This window comes from Blautia sp. 2227st1_G12_2227SCRN_220401, from assembly GCF_039062885.1.
Classification (GTDB): domain Bacteria; phylum Bacillota; class Clostridia; order Lachnospirales; family Lachnospiraceae; genus Blautia_A; species Blautia_A fusiformis.
On the sequence record NZ_JBCLNI010000028.1, the window covers coordinates 20944 to 45569 of the forward strand.

Below are 24626 nucleotides of genomic sequence, written 5' to 3' on the forward strand. Positions count from 1 at the left end.
CAGATGTCTGTATTCCAGCTTCTGATCTGCTCGTTGTACTTATTTCATTTCCGCATTCTGTTTCATTTTTTCGAAATCATCCTCTGTCAGTCCCTCCTGTGCCAGAACCGTATGCAGCACAGAAATATCGGTGGATACATCCCATGCGGTATCCCGGAATATGGAATCCAGAAGTTTCTCAAAAGCAATATTCAGTGTATCAATGGTTTCTTCAATTTCTTTCTTGGAAGCCGTGATATTCTCGCCCTGTACAGGCTGTCCATCCATATCCTCATAAGCATCCAGAAGCTTCACAGTCATGGGCAGATAGTAATCCATCATTTTCTTAAGATCCGGAATCACCTCCGGATGCTCTCCTGCACGCTCAAAAATTTTCTGAACGATCATTTCCATCCTGGAAATCTTTGCGGAAATTTCTTCCCCGGGAATGGCGTCATTGCTCTCACGGATCTTTACCAGAAATTCATTTCCTTTTCTCAGGACTTCCTGGGCTTCCGGACTCATATTCTCCTCCAGCTGAACCTTAGGATCTGCTTCCTGTTTACGAAGCTCCAGCTGCTTCTGTGTTTCCAGATACTGCTGATAGGTCTCATTGCTGGTGATCAGACAGGTTCCCTGCTCATCCACATGGCCTTCCAGAAACCAGCCCTTCTGGATCATTCTGCTGATATCTTTTTTTACAAATTTCTCGTTCTTTCCTGCTGCCTGGGCAAGCTTCTGAAAATTACAGTAGGTGTGGTCTCCCAGCGCACGGATATATTTCTGGAAACGTCCCAGTCTTCCGAGACGGCTTGTTCCCGCTCCCAAAAGAGCACCGCCACCTGCTGCGCCTGCACACATCACTCCAAGCACACCTGCTGCAAGTGCACCGCTGTGTCCAATGCCCATCCAGATCAGAAGCACCATGGCTCCAAGCCCCATGCCACTTAAAAGTATCCCACCGGAAACTGCCATCATCATGCCTTTGAGATTCTCACCGGTAGTCTTTCCGTAGAGCAGTTCCGACTGTTTCCTTGCAGCCTGCTGCTTTGCTTTTCTGCTTCTTCCGTAATAAGGGCTCTGGTATGTATAGCTTTTCTTACGGAATTCCGGATCAGCACCCGGATCAAATACGGAATTCAGCGCATTTTTCAGCGCTTCGCTTCCGGAATTAATGGCCTTATTTACTGTCTGGTTGATCGTATGGCTTAATTCGTGATAGCTGTTTGAATTCACTGCATTATCTACAATATCCTGAATCTTTTTTCCAAGGTCTTCAAATTCGTGATTGTCCATTTTTCCCTCCAGTCCATAGATAATTTTTATTATATCGAAATCATATTAAAATTACAAGCAAATGAAAAAAAGGAACAAAAAACTATTGAAGTCATCACGTAAAAGTTTTACAATGGTAAAAAGTAAAAATTGTAAACGGAGGAATCGTTATGGAAAAAAAGAACATCGACTGGTCCAGCATCGGATTCGCTTACATGCCAACCGACTACAGATACGTGTCTAATTTTAAAGATGGAAAATGGGATGAGGGTACTTTAAGCACAGACCCTAATATCGTACTCAACGAGTGTGCTGGTGTGCTTCAGTATTCTCAGAGTGTATTCGAGGGTCTGAAGGCATACACAACAGAAGACGGACATATCGTTACTTTCCGTCCTGACCTGAACGCAGAGCGTATGGCTGCATCTGCAGCAAGACTTGAAATGCCGGTATTCCCGAAGGAAAGATTTATCGACGCTGTTGAGCAGGTTGTTAAGGCAAATGCTGCATGGGTTCCGCCATATGGTTCCGGCGCAACACTTTATCTTCGCCCGTACATGTTTGGTTCCAACGCCGTGATCGGTGTTAAACCGGCTGACGAATATCAGTTCCGTATCCTTACAACACCGGTTGGTCCGTACTTTAAAGGCGGCGCCAAACCGATCACGATCCGTGTCAGCGACTATGACCGTGCCGCACCTTGCGGAACCGGTAACATCAAGGCTGGCCTGAACTACGCAATGAGCCTTCATGCTATCGTAGATGCTCACAAACAGGGCTTTGATGAGAACATGTACCTTGATCCCAAGACTCGTACAAAAGTTGAGGAGACAGGCGGAGCAAACTTCATCTTCGTTACTAAAGACGGCAAGGTTGTAACACCGAAGTCTGACAGCATCCTTCCTTCCATCACACGTCGTTCTCTGATCTACGTTGCAAAGGAGTACCTTGGACTGGAAGCTGAAGAGCGTGAGGTCTACTTCGATGAGGTTAAAGATTTTGCAGAGTGTGGTCTTTGCGGTACTGCTGCAGTTATCTCTCCTGTCGGAAAGATCAATGATCACGGCAAAGAAATCTGCTTCCCAAGCGGAATGGAGAAGATGGGTCCGGTCATCCAGAAGCTGTACGACACACTGACCGGTATCCAGATGGGACGCATCGAAGCACCGAAGGGATGGATCCACGTAATCGAGTAATTACCGGATTTTCGTCATTATACATAACATTAAGCACAAAAAAACAGACCGCCGTATTTTTTTCGGTGGTCTGTTTTTTTATTATTTCTTCATTGTTTTTCTGTACAAAGCGGGCATTCTCATTCTGCTTTATGATCTGTGCTCACATTACCTATCTTTTCTCTCGTATTTCACAAACGCATATTCCAGATCAAAGTATGTCTGTTCTTCACTCTCCGCTGTGATCTCCCAGTCCGGGTCCTCATCCAGGTTTGGAAAATACGCATCCGCTTCATATGCAAAATCGATTTTTGTCACATGAGCTGTATCACAGTACGGGAGCATCTGTTTGTAAATACTGTCTCCGCCGATACAGTACACATCCTCTGCCGGATATTTCTCCACTTCCTTCAGTGCTTCCTCGATGCTGTGAACGATCACCGCACCTTTTACCTGATAATCCCGGTTGCCGGTGATCACAATGTTGGTTCTGTTTTTCAGAGGAAGTCCGTTTGGAAAAGACTCCAGTGTTTTTCTTCCCATAACAACCACTTTTCCTGTAGTTTCCTCACGGAACATCTTCATATCTGCCGGAATACTTACCAAAAGTTCATTATTTCTTCCGATTCCCCAGTTTTTATCTGCTGCAACAATAATATTCATTCTTTCTTCCTTTCTTTATGCAATTATACTGCAATGGGAATATTTTTGATCTGTGGCCATGTCTCATAATTCTCCACGATCAGATCATCGGTGGTGAATTTATAAAAATCCTTTATCTCCGGATTCAGTTTTACTGTCGGTGCAGGATACGGTTTTCTGGAGATCAGTTCTTTAATTACCGGAATATGACGATCATAAATATGGCAGTCTGCGATCACATGAACAAGCTCTCCGGCTTCCATATCGCAGACCTGTGCGATCATCATGAGAAGAAGAGAATACTGACACACATTCCAGTTGTTTGCAGCCAGGATATCCTGAGATCTCTGGTTCAGCACCGCATTAAGGACCAGCTTGTCTTTTCCGGGTTCCTTGGTTACATTGAAAGTCATGGAATAGGCACATGGGTAAAGATTCATCTCGTGGAGATCCTGATGTACATAAATATTGGTCATGATCCTTCTGCTGTACGGATTGTTCTTAAGATCAAAAAGAACTCTGTCTACCTGATCCATCATTCCCTCTTTATACTGATGCTTCACACCTAACTGATAGCCGTAGGCTTTTCCGATGGAACCGTTCTCATCTGCCCAGCTGTCCCAGATGTGGCTGTGAAGATCATGGATATTATTAGATTTCTGCTGCCAGATCCATAGAATCTCATCCATTGCACTCTTTAACGCTGTTTTTCTTAAAGTCAGTGCCGGAAACTCCTTCCGGAGATCATAACGGTTCACAACACCAAATCTCTTGATGGTATAAGCCGGAGTTCCATCCTCCCACACAGGACGTACCTTCTCACCTTCTGTGCTGGTTCCGTTTTCTATGACATCTTTGCACATGTCAATGAATATATTATCTGCAAGACTCATTTGTTGATTTCCTCCTGTAATTTTCTTCTATTCGATCCCGGGCTGCTTTTTTTCTTAAAAATGCCCCTGAAATTTATTTTATATTCTAACACATTTCAGTCCTTACTGTCCACTTCCCCTTTAACCTCCTATCCCATTTAACCTTCTCTCCCTGTTTTTCCTTTTCCCTGTTCTTTTTCTGTATTTTTCTGGACTTTTCCATGCGGGAGTGCTATATTAAGAGCCATGAAAATACTGATTACATTATTAAAACCTTTTTCTTTTGCACCTGCGATCCTGATGATGTGCGTGATCTACTCTTTTTCCGCACAGACCGGAGATGTTTCCGGTGCCCTGAGCTACAAGATCAGCTACCAGATCGTAGAAACCAAAAACGAAATATTAGCTTCCGGCAAAAGCCTGGAACAGCTTTCCCAGGAAGCTGCCGGTATCGAATTTTATGTCCGTAAGGCTGCTCACATGACAGAATACTGCCTGTTGGCCATATCTATTTCCTTCCCCATCTATGTATACGGAGTTCGGGGAATCTGGCTGATGCTCCTTGCCGGATTTGTATGTGTAGGATTTGCCGGACTGGATGAATACCACCAGTCTTTTGTAGAGGCCCGCGGACCTTCCGTAAGGGATGTAGGGATCGACAGCTGCGGAGCAATGATCGGAATTTTGCTGGTACAGGCATTCTGCTGGTCTACCTTACATACCCCCGGCAGAAAAAAATCTCGAAAAAAGCGCAGAAACGCACAAAGACGCAGATAACTGTTTTGCGATCTGCCTGATCTAAAAAACGGAACATACATAAGGATTTTTTTGCCTTATGATGTTCCGTTTTTGCTATTACTAATCGTCATATCTCAGCAGGCATTTTACTCTCACCTGCATCCAGTTTTATTTTTCGTCTTTCTCCTCCGGTGCGTCATCCAGATTTTCCGCAAGATGCGCCCGCTCCGCAATTGACATTTTTTTCTTTGCCACGGTTTCCGGATTTTGAGAAGCTTCCTCTGCCGCTTTTTTCGCAGCAGCTTCTTCCAGCTCATGTTTCTGTGCGCCAGCCTTTGCAAGATTACGGATCGCCATGATCAAAAGCACTGCTCCGATCACAACAAAAATACCTCCCGCTGCCAGAAATACCACACCGGAGTCTTCTGCTCCGCTTATGACACTGGCGCAGAGACGATATCCTGTATACACAAGATAGCCTCCTGCAAAGATCCACAGAAGACTGCTTCTTGTGGAAGAATTTCCCTGTCCGGAATTCTTTTCCTCAGCAGTTTCCTGCTGCAGCTCTTCCTTATTTTCTCTTTTCTGTTCTTCCATGATGTATTTCTGTCCTTTCTGATATCCTTATATTTCTCTATTTGTCAGATATCTTTTCCCTGTCAGCTTCTGTTTTTTCCTTCTCTTCCGTTTCTTCTTTTACAAGTCTTCCATAAAGCTTTGTCATTTTATAAATCTTCTGAATAATTGTTTCATTGAGCTGGCCTTTTTTCATACGCCACTTCCAGTTGTCACCAAGAGTTGACGGTTCATTGATCCTTGCCTCATTTCCAAGGCAGAGATAATCCTGTACCGGGATCACACAGCGATCTGCAACACTGGACATCGCCGCACGTATCATGCTCCACACTGCCGCAGTCTCATGCTTGCCCTCACAGCCAATATAGGCCCTGGCAAAATTTCGGTCATGCTGGCTCAGATTGCGGAACCATCCTCTTGTTGTCTCATTGTCATGAGTACCTGTGTAAACAATGCAATTCCTTTCATATCTGTGCGTCAGATACGGACTGTCCTCATTCTCGTCAAAAGCAAACTGCAATACCTTCATTCCCGGGAATCCGGATTCTTCCACCATCTCGATCACACTGTCTGTAAGGAGACCAAGATCCTCTGCGATCACATCCAGCTTTCCAAGATTCTTTTCAAGCGCACGGAACAGATCCATTCCCGGTCCCTTTTCCCAGTGACCGAACTGGGCAGTTTTATCTCCGTACGGAATGGAATAATACTCATCAAAGCCTCTGAAATGGTCGATCCTTACCACATCATAAAGCTTCATACAATTTGCCATTCGGCGTGTCCACCATGCATAGCCTGTTTTCTTGTGATATTCCCAGTCATAAAGCGGATTTCCCCAGAGCTGCCCTGTGGCGGAAAAAGCATCCGGCGGACATCCGGCAACGCCGATCGGAATATTTTCCTTATCAAACTGGAACAATTCCGGCTGTGCCCAGGCATCCGCACTGTCAAACGCAACGTAGATCGGGATGTCTCCGATCATCTCCACTCCCTTAGCATTTGCATAAGCTTTCAGTGCTGTCCACTGTTTAAAAAAGCAGAACTGCTGGAAACAGTAAAATCCCACTTCTTTTGCAAGCTTCTCTCTTTCTTCAGCCAATGCAGCTTTTTCTCTGTTTTTAAGTTCCGTAGGCCATTCGATCCAGCTGATCCCATTCAGGCTGTCCTTGATTGCCATATACAGGCTGTAATCTTCCAGCCAGGCAGCATTTTCTTTTACAAACTTACGGTACTCCTGGTCTGTCTCACAGTCATAATTTTCAAAGGCTTTTCTCAAAAGCCGAAATCTGGAATTATAAATCTTCTCATAATCCACATAGCTCTCGTTTGTACCCCAGTCACAGTCCTCGCAATCACTTTTATCCAGATATCCCTCTTTTACAAAAGCCTCCAGATCAATAAAATACGGATTTCCCGCAAAGGTAGAAAAAGACTGGTATGGTGAATCTCCATATCCGGTAGGTCCGAGAGGAAGAATCTGCCAGTATTTCTGTCCTGCTCTTGCCAGCTGGTCTACAAACTCATATGCTTCCTCAGAAAAGCATCCGATCCCATATTTCGATGGCAGACTGGACACTGGAAGTAAAATCCCACTTGCTCTCATAATTTACGAATCCTCCTGTTTTCTCAGTAGTTGCGCCCTCTCACAGATGTCTGCAGGAGCACTCAGATTTTTATTATATCACTCTGTCACAGAGCGTTCAAAGTCCTTTTTTGCAGATATATGTAAATATATCATGATAAACCTTTTCCCTGTCTTTCTCATTCAGGATCTCGTGGCGCATTCCCGGATATAATTTTCCCCGGACATCCCGGTATCCTGCACAACGCATGGCACGGACAGACTTCGCAAACTGTCTCACATTTACCATGCAGGGATCCTCCGCCCCACTAATAAACAGCACCGGCATTTCCGGCTTTGTACACTTCCAGTGCTTCACATCATAGGCTCTTTTCATCAGGTCAAAAAGTGCCAGATATGCATCATCCGTAAAGGTAAATCCACAGTATTCTGAATCCGAATAATCCTGCACAACCTGCGGATCAGAGCAGATCCAGGAAAAACGGTTTTTTTCTTTTTTAAAGTGCATTGCATAGCTTCCAAAAGACATCATCTCGATCAGACCCGCACTGTGTTTAGGCCCGAAAACAGTCTTTCCCGCTTTTGCCAGAGCTACTCCGACCGGACGAAATACATTATAGCTGGGTGAGCCGCAGACGATCAGCATATCCATACAGCTGTCATGATGAGCTGCATAGGCACGAACTGCCAGAGAGCCCATGCTGTGTCCGAAAAGGATCAGCGGAATACCTGGGAAATGATCCTTGATCAAGCAGTTCACCGTATGGATATCCTGCAGCATGGCATCCGCCCCACCACCGTACATATACCCAAGATCCTCTTTACTGCGTACGCTTTTCCCATGGCCACGGTGATCATGGATCACACTTATATATTTTCGCTCTGCCATATATTCCATAAAAGGAATGTAGCGTTCCTTGTACTCACTCATTCCGTGAACGATCTGTATGATCCCACGGTATTTCTCATTACGTTCCAACTCCGGCACTACTGCCAGGCAGGAAATTTCCAATCCGTCTGCTTTTGAAGGAAATGAATACTGAATTGTCCGTAACATATATTTCACCTCACCTTTTCTGCTGCATAAAGCGGGCATTCGCATTCCGCTTTGTCACCTGTACTCAACCACTTTTTCTGTGTCTTCCAGTATATCATAACACAGGGGGTTTCTCAAACAGTAAACCTATGATATAATCGTTACGGTAACACAGGGTGATGCTGTTTGCCCGCAAATGCAAACAGATATCCTCTGACTTACCCACCCGAAAACCAGAATGACTTATTGTAAGGAGGAATAATGAATACAGAAGACAATAATGATTTTTATGACGATGAGCTCTCCAGATCATTGATCTCCAATGATTTTGAAGGCGACACTCCCCACAGAAAGAAAAAAAGCAAAAAGCCTCTCGTGATCTGTCTGATCATCCTTCTGATCGCTGCCGCAACCGGCGGAACCGCCTGGTATATGATGCAGCGCCATAAACCGGTAGAAGCCACAGAAAAATTTCTCACAGGAATGCAGAACATGGATTTTACCACAATGGAGAACCTTCTCCAGAGTCATGATCTCAGCGCTCTGGATGATGCAGATATCCGTGATTCTGCTTACACAGATTTCTTCACTACCGTCAACAAAAAAATGACCTACAAGATCACCAAAAACAAATTTGACATCCAGAACGGAACTGCCAGGATAACGGTTCACATGAAATATATTGACGGAACCAATATCTATGCAGCAACTATTCAGGAATACACCCGTAAGGTTGCTGTCGCAGCCTATGCCGGAAAGGAAATGACACAGGATGATATCCAGGAAATGCTCGCTGCACTTCTTGCCGAAAATGCTTCCACAGCTGATGAGAAATACAGTGAGATCGATATTACCTATCCTCTGATCAAAATCGGCAGCGACTGGAAGATCGTTTCTCTGGATGACACCACAGTCAAGGTTATGTGCGCAAACTTCAAAAGCGTAAAAGACGAAATATCATCCCAGCTTACGGATGACAGCACAGATAGCAGTTCTGCCGCTGCAGAGGATTCTTCCACCCCAGGCAGCACGGCCTCTGCTGAGGGCACAAGTGCATCCATTGATATTACAACTGACAAATTCTCCGTCCGTTTCAAACAGTTTGCGATTTCCAAGGACTACGGCGGAAATCCCTGTCTGATGATCTACTACGACTATACAAACTCCGGCGATTCCCAGTCCAGTGCATTTGTAGACTTCACCCTGCAGGCTTCCCAGAACGGAGAAGTTCTGGAAGGAACTTATCCGGAAGCCAGCGATGATGCTGTAGATAACTACATGAGCACCATTGATCCCGGAAAAACCGTCACTGTATGCCAGGTATTTCTTCTGAAGGATACTACCAATGATGTAACGCTTCAGGGCAAAGAAACTCTGAATGTAAGCGGCGGACAGACAACCTCTCAGATTCTGAAGCTGAAGTAAGATATCGGAATCGCCTGGCAGATATTTACGATCCAAATTCGATAAACCGGAAATTTACATTTTATCTTGCATATGAAAGGAAAACGGAAATTTCTCCTTCATGATTTTTTCATGGCTGGCAGAAATTTCCGTTTTTCTTTTTCTCATTCCTGTGTATATTTTTTCGATTCTATGAAAAACTATTTCCTGTATAACGAAAGGATGGTGACTTATGTCAAATAAATGTCTGCAGTACTTCACCCTGACCATTGCTGTGGTCGGTGCCATAAACTGGGGTCTGATCGGCTTCTTTAATTTTAATCTGGTAGCATTCCTGTTCGGAAGCATGAGCTGGCTCTCCCGGATCATCTACGGACTTGTAGGCTTATGTGGGCTTTATCTTCTGACCTTCTATACTCTGATCGATCAGGGTGAAACAACTGAATAAGCTACGCAGTAACACATAACGCGAAAAATCCTCTGCTGCATAAAAATAAAGCAGAGGATTTTTTCGCAACAAAAAAGAACTCTGATCATCCTCAGAGTTCCGAAGAGCGATAGACGGGGCTCGAACCCGCGGTCTCGACCTTGGCAAGGTCGCGCGTTACCAACTACGCCACTATCGCACAAGCGGGTGATGGGAATCGAACCCACGTATCCAGCTTGGAAGGCTGGTGTTCTACCATTGAACTACACCCGCAGTTATGAAATTATAAATCTTCATCCTTCGATGAGAGCGATAGACGGGGCTCGAACCCGCGGTCTCGACCTTGGCAAGGTCGCGCGTTACCAACTACGCCACTATCGCATAAGCGGGTGATGGGAATCGAACCCACGTATCCAGCTTGGAAGGCTGGTGTTCTACCATTGAACTACACCCGCGCATCGTCGCTTCGGTGATTACCGATCGCTTGACCGCTGCAACGATGATTAGTATATAACATACTGTTTTATTTGTCAACAGGTTTTTTTATTTTTTTTAATTTTTTTATTTATTGGATTTTTTATCAATACTCCCATACATTTGTGGCAGAAACCTGGGCCTTCGGTTTCTTGATCACAAGCTCCGGACTTTTTGCACTGACCTTGGTATTTGCAGGAATGGATTCTGTGATAAAGGTATTACCACCTATAATCGTATTCTCTCCTACAACCGTCTCACCACCGAGCACTGTGGAATTAGAATAGATCGTTACATTATCACGAATCGTCGGATGACGTTTTACATTGGCAAGCTGCTGTCCCTTTCTTGTGGAAAGCGCTCCCAGTGTCACTCCCTGATACAGTTTTACATTATTTCCGATCTCTGTAGTCTCACCTACAACCACACCGGTACCATGATCGATAAAGAAATACTCTCCGATGGTCGCTCCCGGGTTGATATCGATTCCTGTACGGCCATGAGCATATTCTGACATCACGCGCGGGATAAATGGAATCTCTTCTTTATAAAGAACATGTGCCAGACGATACACGTAGATAGCAAATAATCCCGGATATGAAAAAATGATCTCTTCCTTGCTCTTGGCTGCGGGGTCACCATCAAAACCAGCCTGTACATCTGTCAGAAGCAGTCGCTGGATCTCAGGAAGCTGCTCAAAAAATCCACAGGCAGTTCTGTCTGCATGAGCTGCTGCTTCTTCCGGTTCCTCTCCGTGATAAAGAAGTGCGATCTCGATCTGATTCTTCAATCTGTCATAAAGATCATTCAGTCTGTGTCCCACATAATACTCCGGAAATACGGTAGCACTGGTATCCGTACTGAAATATCCCGGAAATACAATAGATTTCAGATCTCTTACTATATCAATGATCACCGAACGGTTCGGCAGACGTCTACCGCTCTTCGGCATAAAAAGTTCTTCTGAAGCATAATTCTCAGTAAGACCCTTCGCCGCTCTGAGAATCGCTGATTTCTTATCGCTCATAATTCCCTCCATTTCTGCACATCCACTTCTGTCTGTACACTTTATCTCATTATCATATTATAGTCTGGAAGATTCGTCAATAATACAAAAAAGAAAAGTTTTAAAAAAGATTGACCTTTCTCCGGATACCTTATATAATAATAAAGGTTTGCATCCGGAGATGTACCCAAGTGGCTGAAGGGTCCGCACTCGAAATGCGGTAGGTCGGGCAACCGGCGCGAGGGTTCAAATCCCTCCATCTCCGCTTTTCTGCCGATTTATGACAGGAAGAATTTTATTTATATTTTATTATACAAAAAGCACTCTCATCCCTTGACAATTGTATATTTTATATGTATAATTGCAACAGTGATGAAAACACAATTTAATATAGGGGATTGGTCAAATGGTATGATAGGGGTCTCCAAAACCTTTGGTGGGAGTTCGATTCTCTCATCCCCTGCTATTAGAATCGCTGAAAAACCTTAATTAAGGATTTTCAGCGTTTTTTATTGTATGGCAGAAAAAGTGATCGCCCGGCCTGTCATATCAACATCCGGGCGATCACTTTTCAATATTTTACTTCTCACTGCATTCATATCGTGAAAATATCTGCACATATCCACATGCGCTTATCACTTCAGTTTCTTCAGATTATCCGGTCCAAATCCAAATGGCAACAGTTCCTTTAACGTAAAGATATCATATTTTTCTCTGCTGACTGCCAGTATGATCTGAAAGGTTTCCGGATCACAGAACTCCATCATAACCTGTCTGCATACTCCACAGGGTGCTGCATACTCTGTAGGAACACCATCCTTGCCGCCAACGATACAGATTGCCTGAAAGTCTCTCATGCCTTCACTGACCGCTTTGAAAAAAGCAGTTCTTTCCGCACAGTTTGTTGGAGTATAGGCAGCATTTTCTATGTTGCACCCGGTATAATAGGTACCGTTTTTTGCAAGAAGTACCGCCCCTACATGAAAATGTGAGTATGGCGCATAGGAATAGTCCATCTGTCTGATCGCCAGATCGATCATTTCTTTGATCTGTTTTTCTTCCATAGTTTTCCCACCTTTCCTGAATCAGGCATGTATACGTTATTCTGCCTTTTTCTGTGCCTGTTCTGCACGGATCAATTCACGGATTGCCTGTACTGCAACCTGGATTGCCTTATCGGTATCATGTACCACAGGATTATCCAGACCCAGCTTCTCTCTTTCCTGATTTGCAAGCACCAGGAAGCAGGAGCCCACACGTACTTTTAAATGGCTTGCCACTATAAAAAGAGCAGCGGATTCCATCTCCGACGCAAGACAGCCAAGACGTTTCCACGCTTCCCATTTATTCATCAGTTCATAGCTGACCGGCTTGGTTTCCGGCTCATGCTGGCCATAAAAGGAATCCTTACATTGTACCACACCTGTGTGGAATTCACATTCTTCTTTCTTTGCTCCTTCCACAAGTGCATTGATCACTTCCAGATTTGCCACTGCCGGGAATTCAATAGGTGCATACTCTTTACTGGTGCCCTCCATACGGATCGCGCCCGTTGCAACAACAATATCACCACTTTTTACCTCTGGCTGCATTCCACCGCAGGTTCCGATGCGTACAAATGTATCAGCCCCGCACCGATAAAGCTCTTCCATTGCGATAGAAGCGGACGGTCCGCCGATTCCGGTAGATGTCACACTTACCTTCACTCCGTCCAGTGTTCCGGTGTATGTTACGTATTCCCGGTTATCTGCTACCAAAACCGGATCCTCAAAATACTGTGCGATCTTTTTGCAGCGTTTCGGATCTCCCGGTAAAATAACGTAACGTCCCACTTCTCCTTTTGCTACCTGAATGTGATACTGTCTGTCCGCATCCTCTGAATAATTTTTCATGTTTGTTTCCCCCTTTCTCAGCTAACATTTTCCCTATTCCTTATGAATAAAAAAAGACTGCATTTTCATACAATCCAGTCCTTTATTCTTTTATTTTAACCTTGCTTCCCGTCGATTCCTGCAAAACTGTATTGTCTTACATTACAGTCAGATTTTCGTATTTGCTCAGTCAATGTCAAACCTCTTTTGTCTTTATCCCATTATAACATAGATTCATTTTCTTCAAAAGCTTAATATAAACATGTTCCACAAACCACGGTTCTGTTGATCTCATCAATGCTTCTTCCGGTGAAAACCAGGCTACACCGCTGTTTTCATCTGCTTTTATGGAAACAGCCTCTTCTGAATCTGCCTCAAGAAGATATGTTAGGTTAAAGTGCAAATGGCTGGATACATATTTTCCTTTTTTTATATGGCCGTCTACAGTCAGGGATTCCAGGGAAAAAATCTCTTCTGACGCCGGACGAACATTGGAAATCCCTGCCTCTTCTTTTACTTCTCTGACAGCAACGGACAGTAAATCCGTCTCACCATCTGCATGTCCTCCAAGCCAGGACCAGGAATTGTATATGTTGTGATATACCATAAGGACTTTCGTCCGTTCTCTGTTTACTACCCAGGCAGAAGCTGTCATATGGGCTACTGCATTTTCCCTGAAAAAAGCATTCTCATTATTTCTGATCCAATCCAGGATCAGGATTTTATCTTTTTCTTCCTGCTCATTATATGGCTTGTATTTTTCTATCTGATCGATCAGTTTCTGACGTGTTATCATTATGCACTCTGTCTCTTTCTTAAATATCCATAAATGTATTTTTAGTCAAGCGGATAAAAGCATCCGCTTCGCTACTTGCTCATAACCGGATAACTGCTTCACAGTTTATCAGAAGGAGCTTGTAACTATCTTTTTTATTTAATACCCATCCTTTAACCGGACAATATTTTTTAATTTTTTTCCATTCAGATATCGTTCCATATTTTCCATACAGATGTTCCAGATCATATCCTGGACTTCAGCGTTTCCACCGAAACTCGGGCCTGCAATGTGTGGAGTGATAAGGACGTTTTCCATATTCCAAAGAGGTGATGTCTCCGGCAATGGTTCTGTTTCAAATACATCCAGGACCGCTCCTTTTAAATGGCCTTCCTCCAGTACTCTGATCAGGTCTTCTGTTGGAATGAGGCTTCCTCTTCCTACATTAACCAGAATTGCATCTTTTTTCATGGAATACAGCCGTTCGTAATTCAGAAGGCATTTTGTTTCCGGTGTTCCCGGGAGACAGCCGATCACAATATCCGCTTTCTGAAGCTGCTGATCCAGCGCTGTCAGATCATATACCTCATCAAACTCTTTCATCTGCTGCAAATGCTCCGGGACTGCAGTTCTTTTTATTCCAGTCACATGCGTTTCAAACGCTTTCATTCTATGGGCAATATTTCTTCCTATATCCCCGGTTCCCAGGATGAGAATGTTTTTTCCATATATGGTTTCTGATGATCGATTCTGTACCCAGAGGTGTTTCTGTTTGTTCTTCCAGTAGTTCGGAAGTTCACGGTACAGCGCAATGATATTCCCGATCACATATTCTGATATGATCTTTCCAAAAGCGCCGGAAGCATTGGTTAATGTAACTCCTGTCGGGAATGCTTTCATTTTTGTATATTTGTCCGCACCGGCCCAGGTCAGCTGGATCCAGCGAAGATTTTCTGCTTTCAGGATTTCTTCTTCCTCTGGCTCTCCGATCACTACTTCTGCTGCTGCGATCGCATCCTCAGTTTCTTTGCCCTGAAATGTAAATTCGCACTGATCTCCGAATTTTGTTGCAAACTGATTTTGAATTTCTGCATTGCATTGTGGTTTTAGTAAAACTTGTATTTTTTTCATGTTTTTCTCCGCAAATCATCTTTATCAGCTATATCCTACCATAATTAACAGCCATCTGCTATTATTTTCTGTTATTTCTGCCGCTGATACCTGGTCACTACCAGGATCATGCAGACAAAAACTACCGCAAACATAGCTTCCAGTCCAATGCCTTTCCACACCGATACAGCTGCCTCACCTGTTAGGTGGCTATAACTTCCAAGAGTCTCATTTACGTTTTCATACCAGTACACAGGAAGAAACTGAGACACCTTCAGGACGTTTCTGTCCATAATATTCATGGGAACAAACACACCACACAGAAAGCACATTCCAAGAGACAGGATATTTGCGATCCCGCTTAACATGTTGCTGTTTTTTACAAAAAGACCGATCAGATAGGAAAGTGAAAGTGCCACTGCCATCATTACCAGAGTGTTCAGTACATAGTATCCGAAATTTTCTGAACCGAGAAATGTTTTTCCATACATAAGGATGGCTCCAGCCATACCGATTCCCCATAAGCCCCCACCCATCACAAACATGGCCAGAAGCCCTTCCAGACTCTGTCGTCTTGCAGAGACCGCAGATGCCTGCATTCTCTTTGGTATATCGTCTTTTTTGAAAGCCATCAGAACATATCCCATCACATAGCAAAGTAATGCAAAAAACAGATATGGAATATATCGGAAATAATAGAGCCATCCGGACGTACCACTGTTTTCATCTGTATCCAGCATAGTGACTTCTCCTCTTTTTTTATCCAGGATCGCTGTTGCCGCTTCCTTCTGGGAAAAACCGGCTTTCAGATATGTCCGCATTGTATTCAGACAGCTCTCAAGCTGCTGATCCACATAATATGCCGAATAAGATCCGGGCACCTTGGTCACAGAAATACTTTCGCCGTTTACCATACAGCTCTCATAAAAATCCTCAGGAATCACCACGATGTACTCTACATTTCTGTAAAAAAGCTCTTCCTGAAGCTTCTCCCTGTTATCCTCCAGCATGGTCACGTGATGCGTACCTTCAAGCCATTTTACCAGTCCTTCTGCAAGTGGTCCGTTGTCTTTATCCACCACTCCGATCTTTATTTTTTCGCTTTCATAGCTGGTATAAGTTTCCTTACCGGCCGCTGCCTGAAGTGCCATTGTCACTCCGAAAAAAATGCCCAGATACAGGAGGATCAGACCTGTATTTTTTTTCATGATCCTCATATAGCCTTTAAATACTGTCATAACGTTCCCTCCTGACCATGAAAAAGGATGCCGTCACCAGCACCACGCACATTACCGCCAGTGTGATCAGATTTCTATAGTATCTGGTCATATCATCATATACATTGATACAGTAAAACGCATCTGAGATCAGTGATGCAGGATTGATCCGGTTCACAAACGGAACACTTTTTTCCACGATATCCTTCATATTTCCGTTCATCAGTCCGGCAAGAAAGCTGCTTACCATAGAGATTCCAAGCATGAGCCCGATTCTGACGCCTTCCTGCATTTTTCCGAAGCTGCCTATAAACATTCCCATAGATACACCGATGAGACTTCCGAAAAAAGATACCACCAGCATTTTTCCCATCTGTCCCTGAAAATCCAGATTGAGAATATACCGGAGATACAGGATCAGAATGATCACGTCCACATAGCCCAGAGCAAAAGATGTCAGCTGGTCTGTAAGGATCAGCTTCAGCTTGTGGGTCGGCGTTACACACCGTCTGGCTGCCAGAGGTGTGATATTAGCCTGGATCCCGATCGCAGAGCCAAATCCGATAAAGCATCCATACAGGCAGGCCATGGCGATCAGTGCGTAAAAGAACTGCACATTTCCGTCAATGGTCCGGCCGCCAAGAGAGACTTCCCTTACCAAGCTGTCGGAACTTAACAAGGATTTCATGGTTTCCATATCCATCTGCGGATTTTTTTTCATGATATTGGTGATAGTCGTTCTGGTGTTTTCACAGCTGTCGAGAACTGTCTGAAGGATACTTTCTTCTATTCCGGTTCCTGCTACTGTAAGGGAAGGCTCTTTTCCCACATAATAAATCCCTTCTACTTTTTTATCCTGCAGTGCTTCCAGCGCTTCCTTTTCCGACATTTCTTCTGCTTTTAAAAGATCCGGACTGCTTTTTTCCACTTCATCCAGATAGGTCATAAAAAACGTATCCGCAGAAGCTTCCTTCACCACTGCCACCGGAACCGTCTGAAAATCTGCTTCATTGATATTTCCGAATGCAAAGTAAAAAAAGGTTCCAAGCACAAGCGGAAAGACCAGCGGCCAGAATACAATGTTAAAATTCCGGATCTTGGAAAGAAAACTGTATTTCAGTAAATGTAACATCTCCCATCCCTCCTAATCTCTTAGCTGTTTTCCGGTGATCTCCAGAAAGACATCATTTAATGTAGGCAGTTCGGAAAAGACTCTTCCAAAAGAAATATCCTGGCTTTGCAGATAATTAAGAAGACGGATCAGGTTATGCTTCGCATCGGTACAGCGCACGACCAGCACCTGTTTTTTATACTGCACATCAAACACATGCTCCAGTGTGCGGATATCCCGGAGATTTTTTTCTTCCAGGGCAATGGCTTCTACGGTGATGGTCTCTCCTGTTTTGATCATCTGCTTCAATTCTTCCTTTGTTCCCTGAGCGATGACTCTTCCGTGATCCATGATGGCGATCCTGGTACAGATCTGCTCCACTTCTTCCATGTAATGGGATGTGTAGATAATGGTGGAGCCCTGGTGGTTCAGCGTCTGGATCCCTTCCAGGATCTTGTTTCTGCTCTGTGGATCTACAGCTACCGTCGGCTCATCCATAATGATCAGTCTTGGCTTGTGGGCAATCCCGCAGGCAATGTTCAATCTTCGTAAAAGGCCCCCGGAAAGCTTCTTCGGGTACATTTTGCGGAAATCTTCAAGACCTGTAAATTCAATGGCATCCTCCACCAGCTCTTTTCTCCGTTTCCTGTCCCGTATGTAAAGGCCGCAGAAATAATCGATATTTTCCTGCACTGTCAGCTCATCAAAAACGGCTACATTCTGAAGCACGATCCCAATCTGTTCCTTGAGCTTATAGCTGTCCGGCTTCATCTCTTCTCCGAATATCTTTATTTCACCTCTGTCATATTTCAGAAGTGACAAGAGGCAGCTGATGGCCGTTGTCTTTCCCGAGCCGTTGGGACCAAGTAATCCGAAGATCTCACCCTCCCGGATATCCAGTTCCAGATGATTCAGTGCGGTAAGATCACCATATCGTTTTACCAGATTTTCTATGTGGACCATACTCTGTGGCATATGTTTTCCTCCTTTTTTACAGTCCGTTAAGCAGGACTTTTATGTCTTTTTCGCAGAAATTCATATTTCTTCTATGATGCCATTATATCCTTTTCTTCTGTCTGCTCCAAGTGTTGAATGTCACCACCTGCAAATGACAAATGTCATGTCTTTTTCAGAAGGATAGATTTTTCTTTGCAGGAAAGGAACCGGTATATTATAATAAAGGCACATTGATTTCAGAAATTTGTGCAGCAAAAGGGGTTCTCCCGGAACAGGATACGATAATTTTAGCCGGTTATCTGCCTGACTTTCGGAAAAGGCTGTAATTCTGAGAAAGGAGGGTATATTTTTTATGCGTTATTTTACAGATTCCATACTATTGCTTTTATACAGTACTTTAACATTTTTTTATGTGCCTGCAGATCAGGCTCTTGTGTTTGCCCTCCTTTTTGCGGTGATCCTTTGCTGCATTACTTATCTGGGCAGGGTATGTAAAACAGAATCCTGTTCACACAATTCTTTGCCAGTATTGAAACCCGCCGGAAATATCATTCCGGTTCTTGCAGGAAGCTATGTGATCTTTGGATTATGTTCCCTGTGGTTTTCGGATCTTCTTCTATTTTTCCCGCTGCTGCTGTATCAGACCTTATCTGCTGGGCTTTTTCCTCTGGCAGTGGCTGCGCTTCCACTTTGGGGATTTCTGGTTTTTCAGATCAATAGATTTCCGGCAGTTCTTTGTCTGCTTGGGATTTTTGGTTTCGTTCTCTCATTTTTTCTCTGGCTCTATGCCGGAAAATATCAGGCTCTTTACCAGGATTTTCATCAGATCCGGGATGACAGTGAGGAACATACGCTTCTTCTTTCTGAAAAAAACAAGGCACTTCTGGAAAAACAGGATTACGAGATTTATGCTGCTACATTGCGCGAGCGAAACAGAATTGCCAGAGAGATCCATGATAATGTGGGACATGTACTATCCCGTTCTATCCTTATGACTGCTGCCTGCAAAACCATCAACAAAAATGATTCTCTTGATCCTCTGCTTGGAAATCTGGAAGAATCCCTGAACGGTGCTATGAACAGCATCCGTTCCAGTGTACATGATCTTCATGACGATGCGATAGATCTGGAAGATGCCATAAAAGGACTTGTAAAGGATTTCACCTTCTGCCCGGTGAATCTTACTTATGATATGTCCAGGCAGATTCCAAGAGAGGTGAAATACAGTCTGATCAGTATTACAAAGGAAGGGCTTTCCAATGTGATGCGGCATAGTAATGCGGATTCTGTGGATATTCTTCTGCGGGAGCATCCTGCACTTTATCAATTGTGCATTGAGGATAATGGGACACCGGAAAATGGAATTCCGGATATTCAAACTGGATCAGACAGCAATAAGGCCAAAAATATTTCCGGTGGTATGGGACTGTCCAATATCCGTGACCGTGCAAAGACGCTGGGCGGTACGGTCCAGATTACGCAGGAGAATGGTTTTCGGATCTTTGTGACGATCCCGAAATCTGTTTCTAATTGAATCAGACAGATATTTCTCACTTTGCCGGAAACCTTCCTGATTTGATCAAAGTACTTTCCCGGCATATTGGATCCGTCTGTTTTTTCTGATCTGTAAATTTATTTTTTATAACTCATAAACAGGAGATTTTGACATGAAAATTATAATCGTAGACGACGACTGCCTGGTTGCAGGAGCACTAAAAACCATTCTTGAGGCAAACCCGGATATCGAAGTGACTGCCACCGGCTCTGATGGTGAAGAAGCCTGCTCTCTGTACAGAGAGTATCTTCCGGATATTCTTCTGATGGATATCCGTATGAAAGGAATGGACGGACTGGAAGCTTCCAGAAAGATCCTGGGCGAATTTCCGGAGGCAAAAATTCTTCTTCTGACTACTTTTTCCGATGATGAATATATTGTAAAAGCCCTCCGCCTCGGCACAAAGGGTTATCTTCTGAAGCAGGATCATACCAGCATTCTTCCAGCTCTTCAGGCGGTTTACTCCGGCCAGACCGTATTCGGCACAGAGATCATATCCAAAATCCCTGAACTCCTGCAGTCTTCCGACGGATTTGATTATGCTTCCAGAAACATCAGCGAACGGGAGCTGGATATCATCCGGCTGATTGCCAACGGATACAGCAATAAGGAGATTGCCGCAGAACTGTTTCTCAGTGAGGGAACGGTACGAAATTATCTCAGTTCCATTCTGGATAAACTGCAGCTGAGGGATCGGACTCAAGTTGCTGTTTTTTATTATCAGCATAAGTAAAAATCTCCTGCATCCAAATTCCTGTAAATATTTATTAATTTAATAGAATCGGAGGATTCCTCACAATGAACCGCTATCTTACTATCTATATCCCGAAAACAGCTGTTCCGGCACCTGTCTCCCGCTTTCTTCGCACGCAGGCAGGTCTTACAAAAAAGCAGATCAGCCAGGCGAAGTTCCGTCCCGGTGGTATCCGAAAAAACGGACAACAGTGCCGGGTAACGGAAACCGCTTATCCCGGGGATCAGATCATAGTATGCCTGGAAGCGGACGATGTGGATTCTGCCCAGCTGGAATCTTCATCCTTTATCGTCTATTCGTCCAATCACAATTTCCAGTTCTCCGCAGACGCAATTTCATATTCTGATTCCGCAGCTTCAGAATTTGCAGGTTCTGATGTCAATTCTCACAATTATCATTCACCGGCTACAACGTCACAGTTTCTTCCTGAGTTGGCGATTATATACGAAGACCAGGATATCCTCGCCATAAATAAACCTGCCGGGATTGTCACTCACCCTTCCGGTTCTCACTACAGTGACAGTCTCGCCAACCAGGTGGCTTCCTATTTCCGTTCCAAAGGAGAGCCTACCAAAGTCCGGTCTATCGGACGATTGGATAAAGAAACCTCCGGTATCCTGCTCTTTGCCAGGAACCAGACTGCTGCCGCCAGATTACAGAACCAGCGTGAAGAAGGGATTTCAGAGAAAACCTATCTGGCTGCAGTTTCCGGTTTCATGCCTGTGGATGAAGATGGAGCTTTTCACAGGATCTCCGTTCCCCTTGCACCTGACCCGGATAACCGTCTGAAAATGGTCGTATCCACAGATGGCACGCTTCCCGGAAGCAAACATGCAGAAACCCTTTATTCTGTTCTGAAATCTACCGGCCCTGACGCAGCAGCTCCGGCTTCTCTTGTAATGCTCCGTCTGAAAACCGGCCGTACCCATCAGATCCGTGTACACATGGCATCTCTCGGGCATCCTCTTCTGGGTGATTCTCTGTACTGTTTATCGGACATATCGAATCCGTTTTCCCGGGCTGCACTCCACGCATGGAAGCTTAAATTTCAACTTCCATTTTCAATTGATGAATCTGCTTCCGACACCCGGGCTTCCATGCATCATGACAAAAATGCCAAAAAAGAAATCTCCCTGGAAGCACCCCTCCCGGAAGATTTCAAAAAATTCTATGAAACGATATTCTGAAGCCATACGCCTTTTTTTACAAGGATAAATCCAATGACACATTTCATCATATCCGCTGCCTGGACCATTGCGTAGATCACAAGTACAGGCAGACCTGTAAAACGGCTTAAGGTAAATGCGATCGTTACACTTACCACCCAGATAAACACACTGTCAAACAGAAATGTAACGATGGTCTTTCCACCGGAACGCAAAGTAAAATATGTTGCATGCAAGAATGCATTCTGCGGCATGAAAAATGCTGTGAGCATAATAAAATATTTCGCCAGAGTACGTGCCTCAGCATTGGTATTGTAAAGCCTTGGAAACAGTGGTGCCATTACAAACATCACAGCTGCCACGCAGGTACAGCAGAACACAGAAAATGCGATCATCTTGTTGTCCGTATCTCTGGCTTCCTTCATCTTACCTGCCCCCAGAAGCTGTCCTACAACAATGGCTACCGAATCTCCAAGTGCGATAAATATGATATTAAATACATTGTTGATGGTATTGGAAATATTTAATCCCGCAACCACGTTCAGTCCACGGACTGAATAACATTGTGTCAGCATGGCCACTCCGGCTGCCCATAAAGTCTCATTCAGAAGCAGCGGGGTTCCCTTAATAAGTATCTTCTTTGTCAGGTTCGCCGGAACCTTTAATGTTGAATACAGACCCTGTGCAAAAATATTCTTTTCTGTATGCTTATGTGTCCAGCTCAGGACAATGCAGGCTTCCACATATCTGGAGAGCACTGTGGCAACAGCCGCGCCTCTTACTCCCATTTCCGGGAATCCGAATTTTCCATAGATCAGAAGATAATTAAATATCAGATTGATCAGCACTGCCACGATCCCGGCCTTCATTGGAAGTACGGTCTCACCGCATTCACGTAAAGTACTTGCATAGACCTGCACCATCATAAATGGCGGAAGTCCCAGAAGCATGATCCATAAATACTGTTTCCCATAAATAAGAGTATCCCTGATCTCCTGTGCAGTCCCGTCACCTTTTAAATACATGCTGATCAGTGAACCCCCTGCTGTCAGAAACAGTATAATGGTGATTGCTGTCAGAATCACTGCCATCCACAATTTATAACGAAGTGTCTGGCGGACACCCTCATGATCCTTCTGTCCGAAATACTGTGCTGTAAAAATTCCCGCTCCGGACACCCCGCCGAAAATACATAGATTATATACAAAGATCAGCTGATTGACGATCGCCGCTCCAGACATCTGTTCGGTACCGATACGACCGATCATAATATTGTCCAGAAGACTGACAAAATTTGTGATCCCGTTCTGTACCATGATCGGTACTGCAATAGACAGGACCATCAGATAAAACCTCTTATCTCCTACGAACTTTCGGAAAAAAGAAGATTTCTCTTTTACCTTCTCCATAAATTCTTCCCCCTTGTTTTTCGTTTTCCTTCATCCAAAATTCTCCACAAAAAGGAGACTGCCCACCTGAAACATTCTTCCCTTTCGTAAGCGTTGTAGCTACTACCTTACTACAAACTTCTTTTATTTTCAATAGTCTTTATAACGATAAATCTCCGCTTTTTTTGTATCTTTTTACTCCACCATACGACTCTCGTCTGCAATATCCTGATCTTTGAACTTTTGTTCCAGCTGTGTCACAATTTCAGTGTCAAAGTTTTTCAAAGTGATCTAAGCCGGCTGAAAAAAGATCTGGACCGGCTGAATCTGGTGCTGAATTATATTTCTGAGAATTACAAACGGCCTATTTCTCTGGATGAGATCGCAGGTGTTGCTTATCTCCAGGCTGGATATTTCTGCCGTTTTTTCAAGAAAAAGATGGGGGTTACATTTCTGGAATATCAGAATGAATACAGACTTTCTTTTATCTACAAAGATCTGATCAATACGAAAGACCCTGTGCATGTGATTCTGAAACGCCATGGATTCAACAATTATAAGCTGTTTCGACGGATGTTCCAGGAGCACTTCGGGTGCACACCTAAGAAGGTGCGGGAGAATATGCGGAAATAACAGTACCTTCTCTTACACCATCCAGTCTTCCCGCAAATACGAAGGAAAGTACCGCAGCGATCACTGCCATGGATACGTCAAAACAGATCTTGGTTGTTCCAAAATTTGTTTTCCATGTGAGGATAACCATATAAAAAATGATCCTATACCCGCATAAAAAAACAGCGAAATGGATTTTACTTCCATTTCGCTGTCTTGTGTTATTTCTTGTTTTCTATTATTTTTTTAGTATGTCGTTTTACGCAACCTGATTTTTGTTGTTGGTAACTGTGATCAGATGACTTTTGATCAGTACCGGACGTACTGCATTATAGATGATCGCTACCAGAATTACAGATACAACTGCATTGATAAAAGTTGCCGCCGCACTCATTTTTGCAAGTGCCTGTGCCAGTTCCTGTGGCTGTCCCAGAATGTACTGTTTGTAGAAATATCCTACGATAGGATCTGCAATTACGTTAAATGCAAGTCCTGCGACAGATGCGATCACACTCCATTTGAAAACATATTTTTTATCTGTACTCTCATTGATCTTTGCAACCTTGTGTGCCACAAGACCTACGATCAGACCGATACAGAATTTCAGTACAAAGGTTTTCGGTGCGCCTGTGATATAAACAGGGTCCATGATATCTGCAATTCCCATTCCGATAGCTCCGGCAAGTCCGCCATATACGCCACCCAGAAGCAGTGCTGCAAGTACGCAGAAAGCATTTCCGATATGAATGGATGTTGCGTCTCCGCCCGGCACCGGGATCTTGATCTGCAGAAATGTGAAGGATACATAACATAAAGCTGCTAATAACGCAGTTTCTGCAAGTTTAACTACTGTGTTGTTCTGTGTGTTCATAATAATTCCCCTCTCGTTTCGTTATTACCTTTGTTATTACTTTAATGTATGAT

General features: G+C 44.0%; 25 protein-coding genes and 6 tRNA genes. 10 read left to right on the forward strand and 21 right to left on the reverse strand.

The annotated features are described in order from the left end of the window. Positions 1 to 39 precede the first annotated feature (39 nt). Positions 40 to 1275, reverse strand: coding sequence for a 5-bromo-4-chloroindolyl phosphate hydrolysis family protein (locus tag ABCM67_RS13010; protein WP_059085426.1), 1236 nt, complete (start codon positions 1273 to 1275; stop codon positions 40 to 42). 149 nt (positions 1276 to 1424) lie between these two features. Between ABCM67_RS13010 and ABCM67_RS13015 the strand changes: the two genes are divergently transcribed. Then, entirely contained in the window at positions 1425 to 2450 is a 1026-nt protein-coding gene (locus tag ABCM67_RS13015) for a branched-chain amino acid aminotransferase (protein WP_059085425.1), read from the forward strand. Between the two features lie 147 nt (positions 2451 to 2597). Here ABCM67_RS13015 and ABCM67_RS13020 read toward each other — a convergent pair whose 3' ends face one another. Both ABCM67_RS13020 and thyA read right to left on the reverse strand, forming a co-directional pair. Continuing rightward, a complete protein-coding gene (locus ABCM67_RS13020) occupies positions 2598 to 3092 on the reverse strand; it encodes a dihydrofolate reductase (protein WP_015524334.1) in 495 nt (164 codons plus the stop codon). Positions 3093 to 3115: 23 nt separating this feature from the next. Then, on the reverse strand, positions 3116 to 3964 hold the full coding sequence (thyA, locus tag ABCM67_RS13025; RefSeq protein WP_059085424.1) for a thymidylate synthase: 849 nt from the start codon (positions 3962 to 3964) through the stop codon (positions 3116 to 3118). A gap of 225 nt (positions 3965 to 4189) precedes the next feature. Between thyA and ABCM67_RS13030 the strand changes: the two genes are divergently transcribed. After that, on the forward strand, positions 4190 to 4720 hold the full coding sequence (locus ABCM67_RS13030; RefSeq protein ID WP_059085423.1) for a VanZ family protein: 531 nt from the start codon (positions 4190 to 4192) through the stop codon (positions 4718 to 4720). A 129-nt stretch (positions 4721 to 4849) separates the two neighbouring features. On the opposite strand, the gene ABCM67_RS13035 is transcribed toward ABCM67_RS13030, so the two are convergent. The 3 genes from ABCM67_RS13035 to ABCM67_RS13045 all read right to left on the reverse strand — a co-directional run bounded on the left by ABCM67_RS13035 (position 4850) and on the right by ABCM67_RS13045 (position 7896). Then, positions 4850 to 5278 carry a hypothetical protein gene (locus tag ABCM67_RS13035; RefSeq protein ID WP_092071388.1) on the reverse strand — a complete coding sequence of 143 codons (429 nt, stop codon included), beginning with the start codon at positions 5276 to 5278 and terminating at the stop codon, positions 4850 to 4852. Between the two features lie 37 nt (positions 5279 to 5315). After that, positions 5316 to 6860, reverse strand: a complete 1545-nt coding sequence (gene malQ, locus ABCM67_RS13040; RefSeq protein ID WP_118609046.1) for a 4-alpha-glucanotransferase — start codon at positions 6858 to 6860, stop codon at positions 5316 to 5318. 97 nt (positions 6861 to 6957) lie between these two features. Then, positions 6958 to 7896 carry an alpha/beta fold hydrolase gene (locus tag ABCM67_RS13045; RefSeq protein WP_147603476.1) on the reverse strand — a complete coding sequence of 313 codons (939 nt, stop codon included), beginning with the start codon at positions 7894 to 7896 and terminating at the stop codon, positions 6958 to 6960. A gap of 240 nt (positions 7897 to 8136) precedes the next feature. Between ABCM67_RS13045 and ABCM67_RS13050 the strand changes: the two genes are divergently transcribed. After that, positions 8137 to 9300, forward strand: coding sequence for a DUF5067 domain-containing protein (locus tag ABCM67_RS13050; protein WP_342992906.1), 1164 nt, complete (start codon positions 8137 to 8139; stop codon positions 9298 to 9300). 211 nt (positions 9301 to 9511) lie between these two features. Next, complete coding sequence (locus ABCM67_RS13055) at positions 9512 to 9727, forward strand: DUF378 domain-containing protein (protein ID WP_015524323.1); 216 nt, start codon at positions 9512 to 9514, stop codon at positions 9725 to 9727. Positions 9728 to 9832: 105 nt separating this feature from the next. On the opposite strand, the gene ABCM67_RS13060 is transcribed toward ABCM67_RS13055, so the two are convergent. The 5 genes from ABCM67_RS13060 to epsC form a co-directional block, all read right to left on the reverse strand. Beyond that, a tRNA-Gly gene (locus ABCM67_RS13060) sits at positions 9833 to 9905 on the reverse strand. A 3-nt stretch (positions 9906 to 9908) separates the two neighbouring features. Continuing rightward, positions 9909 to 9979 (reverse strand) — tRNA-Gly (locus ABCM67_RS13065). Positions 9980 to 10014: 35 nt separating this feature from the next. Continuing rightward, positions 10015 to 10087: transfer RNA gene (locus ABCM67_RS13070), tRNA-Gly, on the reverse strand. A gap of 3 nt (positions 10088 to 10090) precedes the next feature. Further along, a tRNA-Gly gene (locus ABCM67_RS13075) sits at positions 10091 to 10161 on the reverse strand. A 125-nt stretch (positions 10162 to 10286) separates the two neighbouring features. Continuing rightward, complete coding sequence (epsC, locus tag ABCM67_RS13080; RefSeq protein WP_022426729.1) at positions 10287 to 11207, reverse strand: serine O-acetyltransferase EpsC; 921 nt, start codon at positions 11205 to 11207, stop codon at positions 10287 to 10289. A 156-nt stretch (positions 11208 to 11363) separates the two neighbouring features. Between epsC and ABCM67_RS13085 the strand changes: the two genes are divergently transcribed. Both ABCM67_RS13085 and ABCM67_RS13090 read left to right on the forward strand, forming a co-directional pair. Then, positions 11364 to 11451: transfer RNA gene (locus tag ABCM67_RS13085), tRNA-Ser, on the forward strand. A 127-nt stretch (positions 11452 to 11578) separates the two neighbouring features. Next, positions 11579 to 11649: transfer RNA gene (locus ABCM67_RS13090), tRNA-Trp, on the forward strand. Between the two features lie 172 nt (positions 11650 to 11821). On the opposite strand, the gene ABCM67_RS13095 is transcribed toward ABCM67_RS13090, so the two are convergent. The 7 genes from ABCM67_RS13095 to ABCM67_RS13125 form a co-directional block, all read right to left on the reverse strand. Continuing rightward, positions 11822 to 12250 (reverse strand): cytidine deaminase, encoded by a 429-nt coding sequence (locus ABCM67_RS13095; RefSeq protein WP_015524321.1) that lies wholly within the window; start codon positions 12248 to 12250, stop codon positions 11822 to 11824. A gap of 36 nt (positions 12251 to 12286) precedes the next feature. Next, entirely contained in the window at positions 12287 to 13078 is a 792-nt protein-coding gene (udp, locus tag ABCM67_RS13100; protein ID WP_147603477.1) for a uridine phosphorylase, read from the reverse strand. A gap of 175 nt (positions 13079 to 13253) precedes the next feature. Then, on the reverse strand, positions 13254 to 13853 hold the full coding sequence (locus tag ABCM67_RS13105; protein WP_147603478.1) for an NUDIX hydrolase: 600 nt from the start codon (positions 13851 to 13853) through the stop codon (positions 13254 to 13256). 138 nt (positions 13854 to 13991) lie between these two features. Beyond that, positions 13992 to 14963, reverse strand: coding sequence for a D-2-hydroxyacid dehydrogenase (locus ABCM67_RS13110; RefSeq protein WP_147603479.1), 972 nt, complete (start codon positions 14961 to 14963; stop codon positions 13992 to 13994). Positions 14964 to 15034: 71 nt separating this feature from the next. Next, positions 15035 to 16180 (reverse strand): ABC transporter permease, encoded by a 1146-nt coding sequence (locus ABCM67_RS13115; RefSeq protein ID WP_147603480.1) that lies wholly within the window; start codon positions 16178 to 16180, stop codon positions 15035 to 15037. Then, on the reverse strand, positions 16167 to 17291 hold the full coding sequence (locus ABCM67_RS13120; protein WP_147603481.1) for an ABC transporter permease: 1125 nt from the start codon (positions 17289 to 17291) through the stop codon (positions 16167 to 16169). The genes ABCM67_RS13115 and ABCM67_RS13120 overlap by 14 nt, the downstream gene beginning before the upstream one ends. A gap of 12 nt (positions 17292 to 17303) precedes the next feature. Beyond that, complete coding sequence (locus ABCM67_RS13125) at positions 17304 to 18233, reverse strand: ABC transporter ATP-binding protein (RefSeq protein ID WP_114001774.1); 930 nt, start codon at positions 18231 to 18233, stop codon at positions 17304 to 17306. Positions 18234 to 18579: 346 nt separating this feature from the next. Between ABCM67_RS13125 and ABCM67_RS13130 the strand changes: the two genes are divergently transcribed. The 3 genes from ABCM67_RS13130 to ABCM67_RS13140 all read left to right on the forward strand — a co-directional run bounded on the left by ABCM67_RS13130 (position 18580) and on the right by ABCM67_RS13140 (position 21723). Continuing rightward, a complete protein-coding gene (locus tag ABCM67_RS13130) occupies positions 18580 to 19761 on the forward strand; it encodes a histidine kinase (RefSeq protein WP_147603482.1) in 1182 nt (393 codons plus the stop codon). Between the two features lie 133 nt (positions 19762 to 19894). Next, on the forward strand, positions 19895 to 20515 hold the full coding sequence (locus ABCM67_RS13135) for a response regulator transcription factor (protein ID WP_021651843.1): 621 nt from the start codon (positions 19895 to 19897) through the stop codon (positions 20513 to 20515). A gap of 65 nt (positions 20516 to 20580) precedes the next feature. After that, a complete protein-coding gene (locus ABCM67_RS13140) occupies positions 20581 to 21723 on the forward strand; it encodes an RluA family pseudouridine synthase (protein WP_147603483.1) in 1143 nt (380 codons plus the stop codon). On the opposite strand, the gene ABCM67_RS13145 is transcribed toward ABCM67_RS13140, so the two are convergent. Further along, a complete protein-coding gene (locus tag ABCM67_RS13145) occupies positions 21705 to 23111 on the reverse strand; it encodes an MATE family efflux transporter (RefSeq protein WP_144095119.1) in 1407 nt (468 codons plus the stop codon). The two genes, ABCM67_RS13140 and ABCM67_RS13145, sit on opposite strands and share 19 nt — an antisense overlap. Positions 23112 to 23420: 309 nt before the next feature. Here ABCM67_RS13145 and ABCM67_RS13150 point away from each other — a divergent pair, with 309 nt between their 5' ends. Next, positions 23421 to 23723: an AraC family transcriptional regulator gene (locus ABCM67_RS13150; RefSeq protein ID WP_342992907.1), complete on the forward strand. Its 303-nt coding sequence runs from the start codon at positions 23421 to 23423 to the stop codon at positions 23721 to 23723. On the opposite strand, the gene ABCM67_RS13155 is transcribed toward ABCM67_RS13150, so the two are convergent. Beyond that, complete coding sequence (locus ABCM67_RS13155) at positions 23692 to 23853, reverse strand: hypothetical protein (RefSeq protein ID WP_173760055.1); 162 nt, start codon at positions 23851 to 23853, stop codon at positions 23692 to 23694. The genes ABCM67_RS13150 and ABCM67_RS13155 overlap by 32 nt on opposite strands. A 108-nt stretch (positions 23854 to 23961) precedes the next feature. Then, the gene (locus tag ABCM67_RS13160) at positions 23962 to 24573 is read right to left on the reverse strand and encodes an ECF transporter S component (protein WP_129976152.1); all 612 of its coding nucleotides are present in this window, start codon (positions 24571 to 24573) and stop codon (positions 23962 to 23964) included. Between the last annotated feature and the right edge of the window lie 53 nt (positions 24574 to 24626).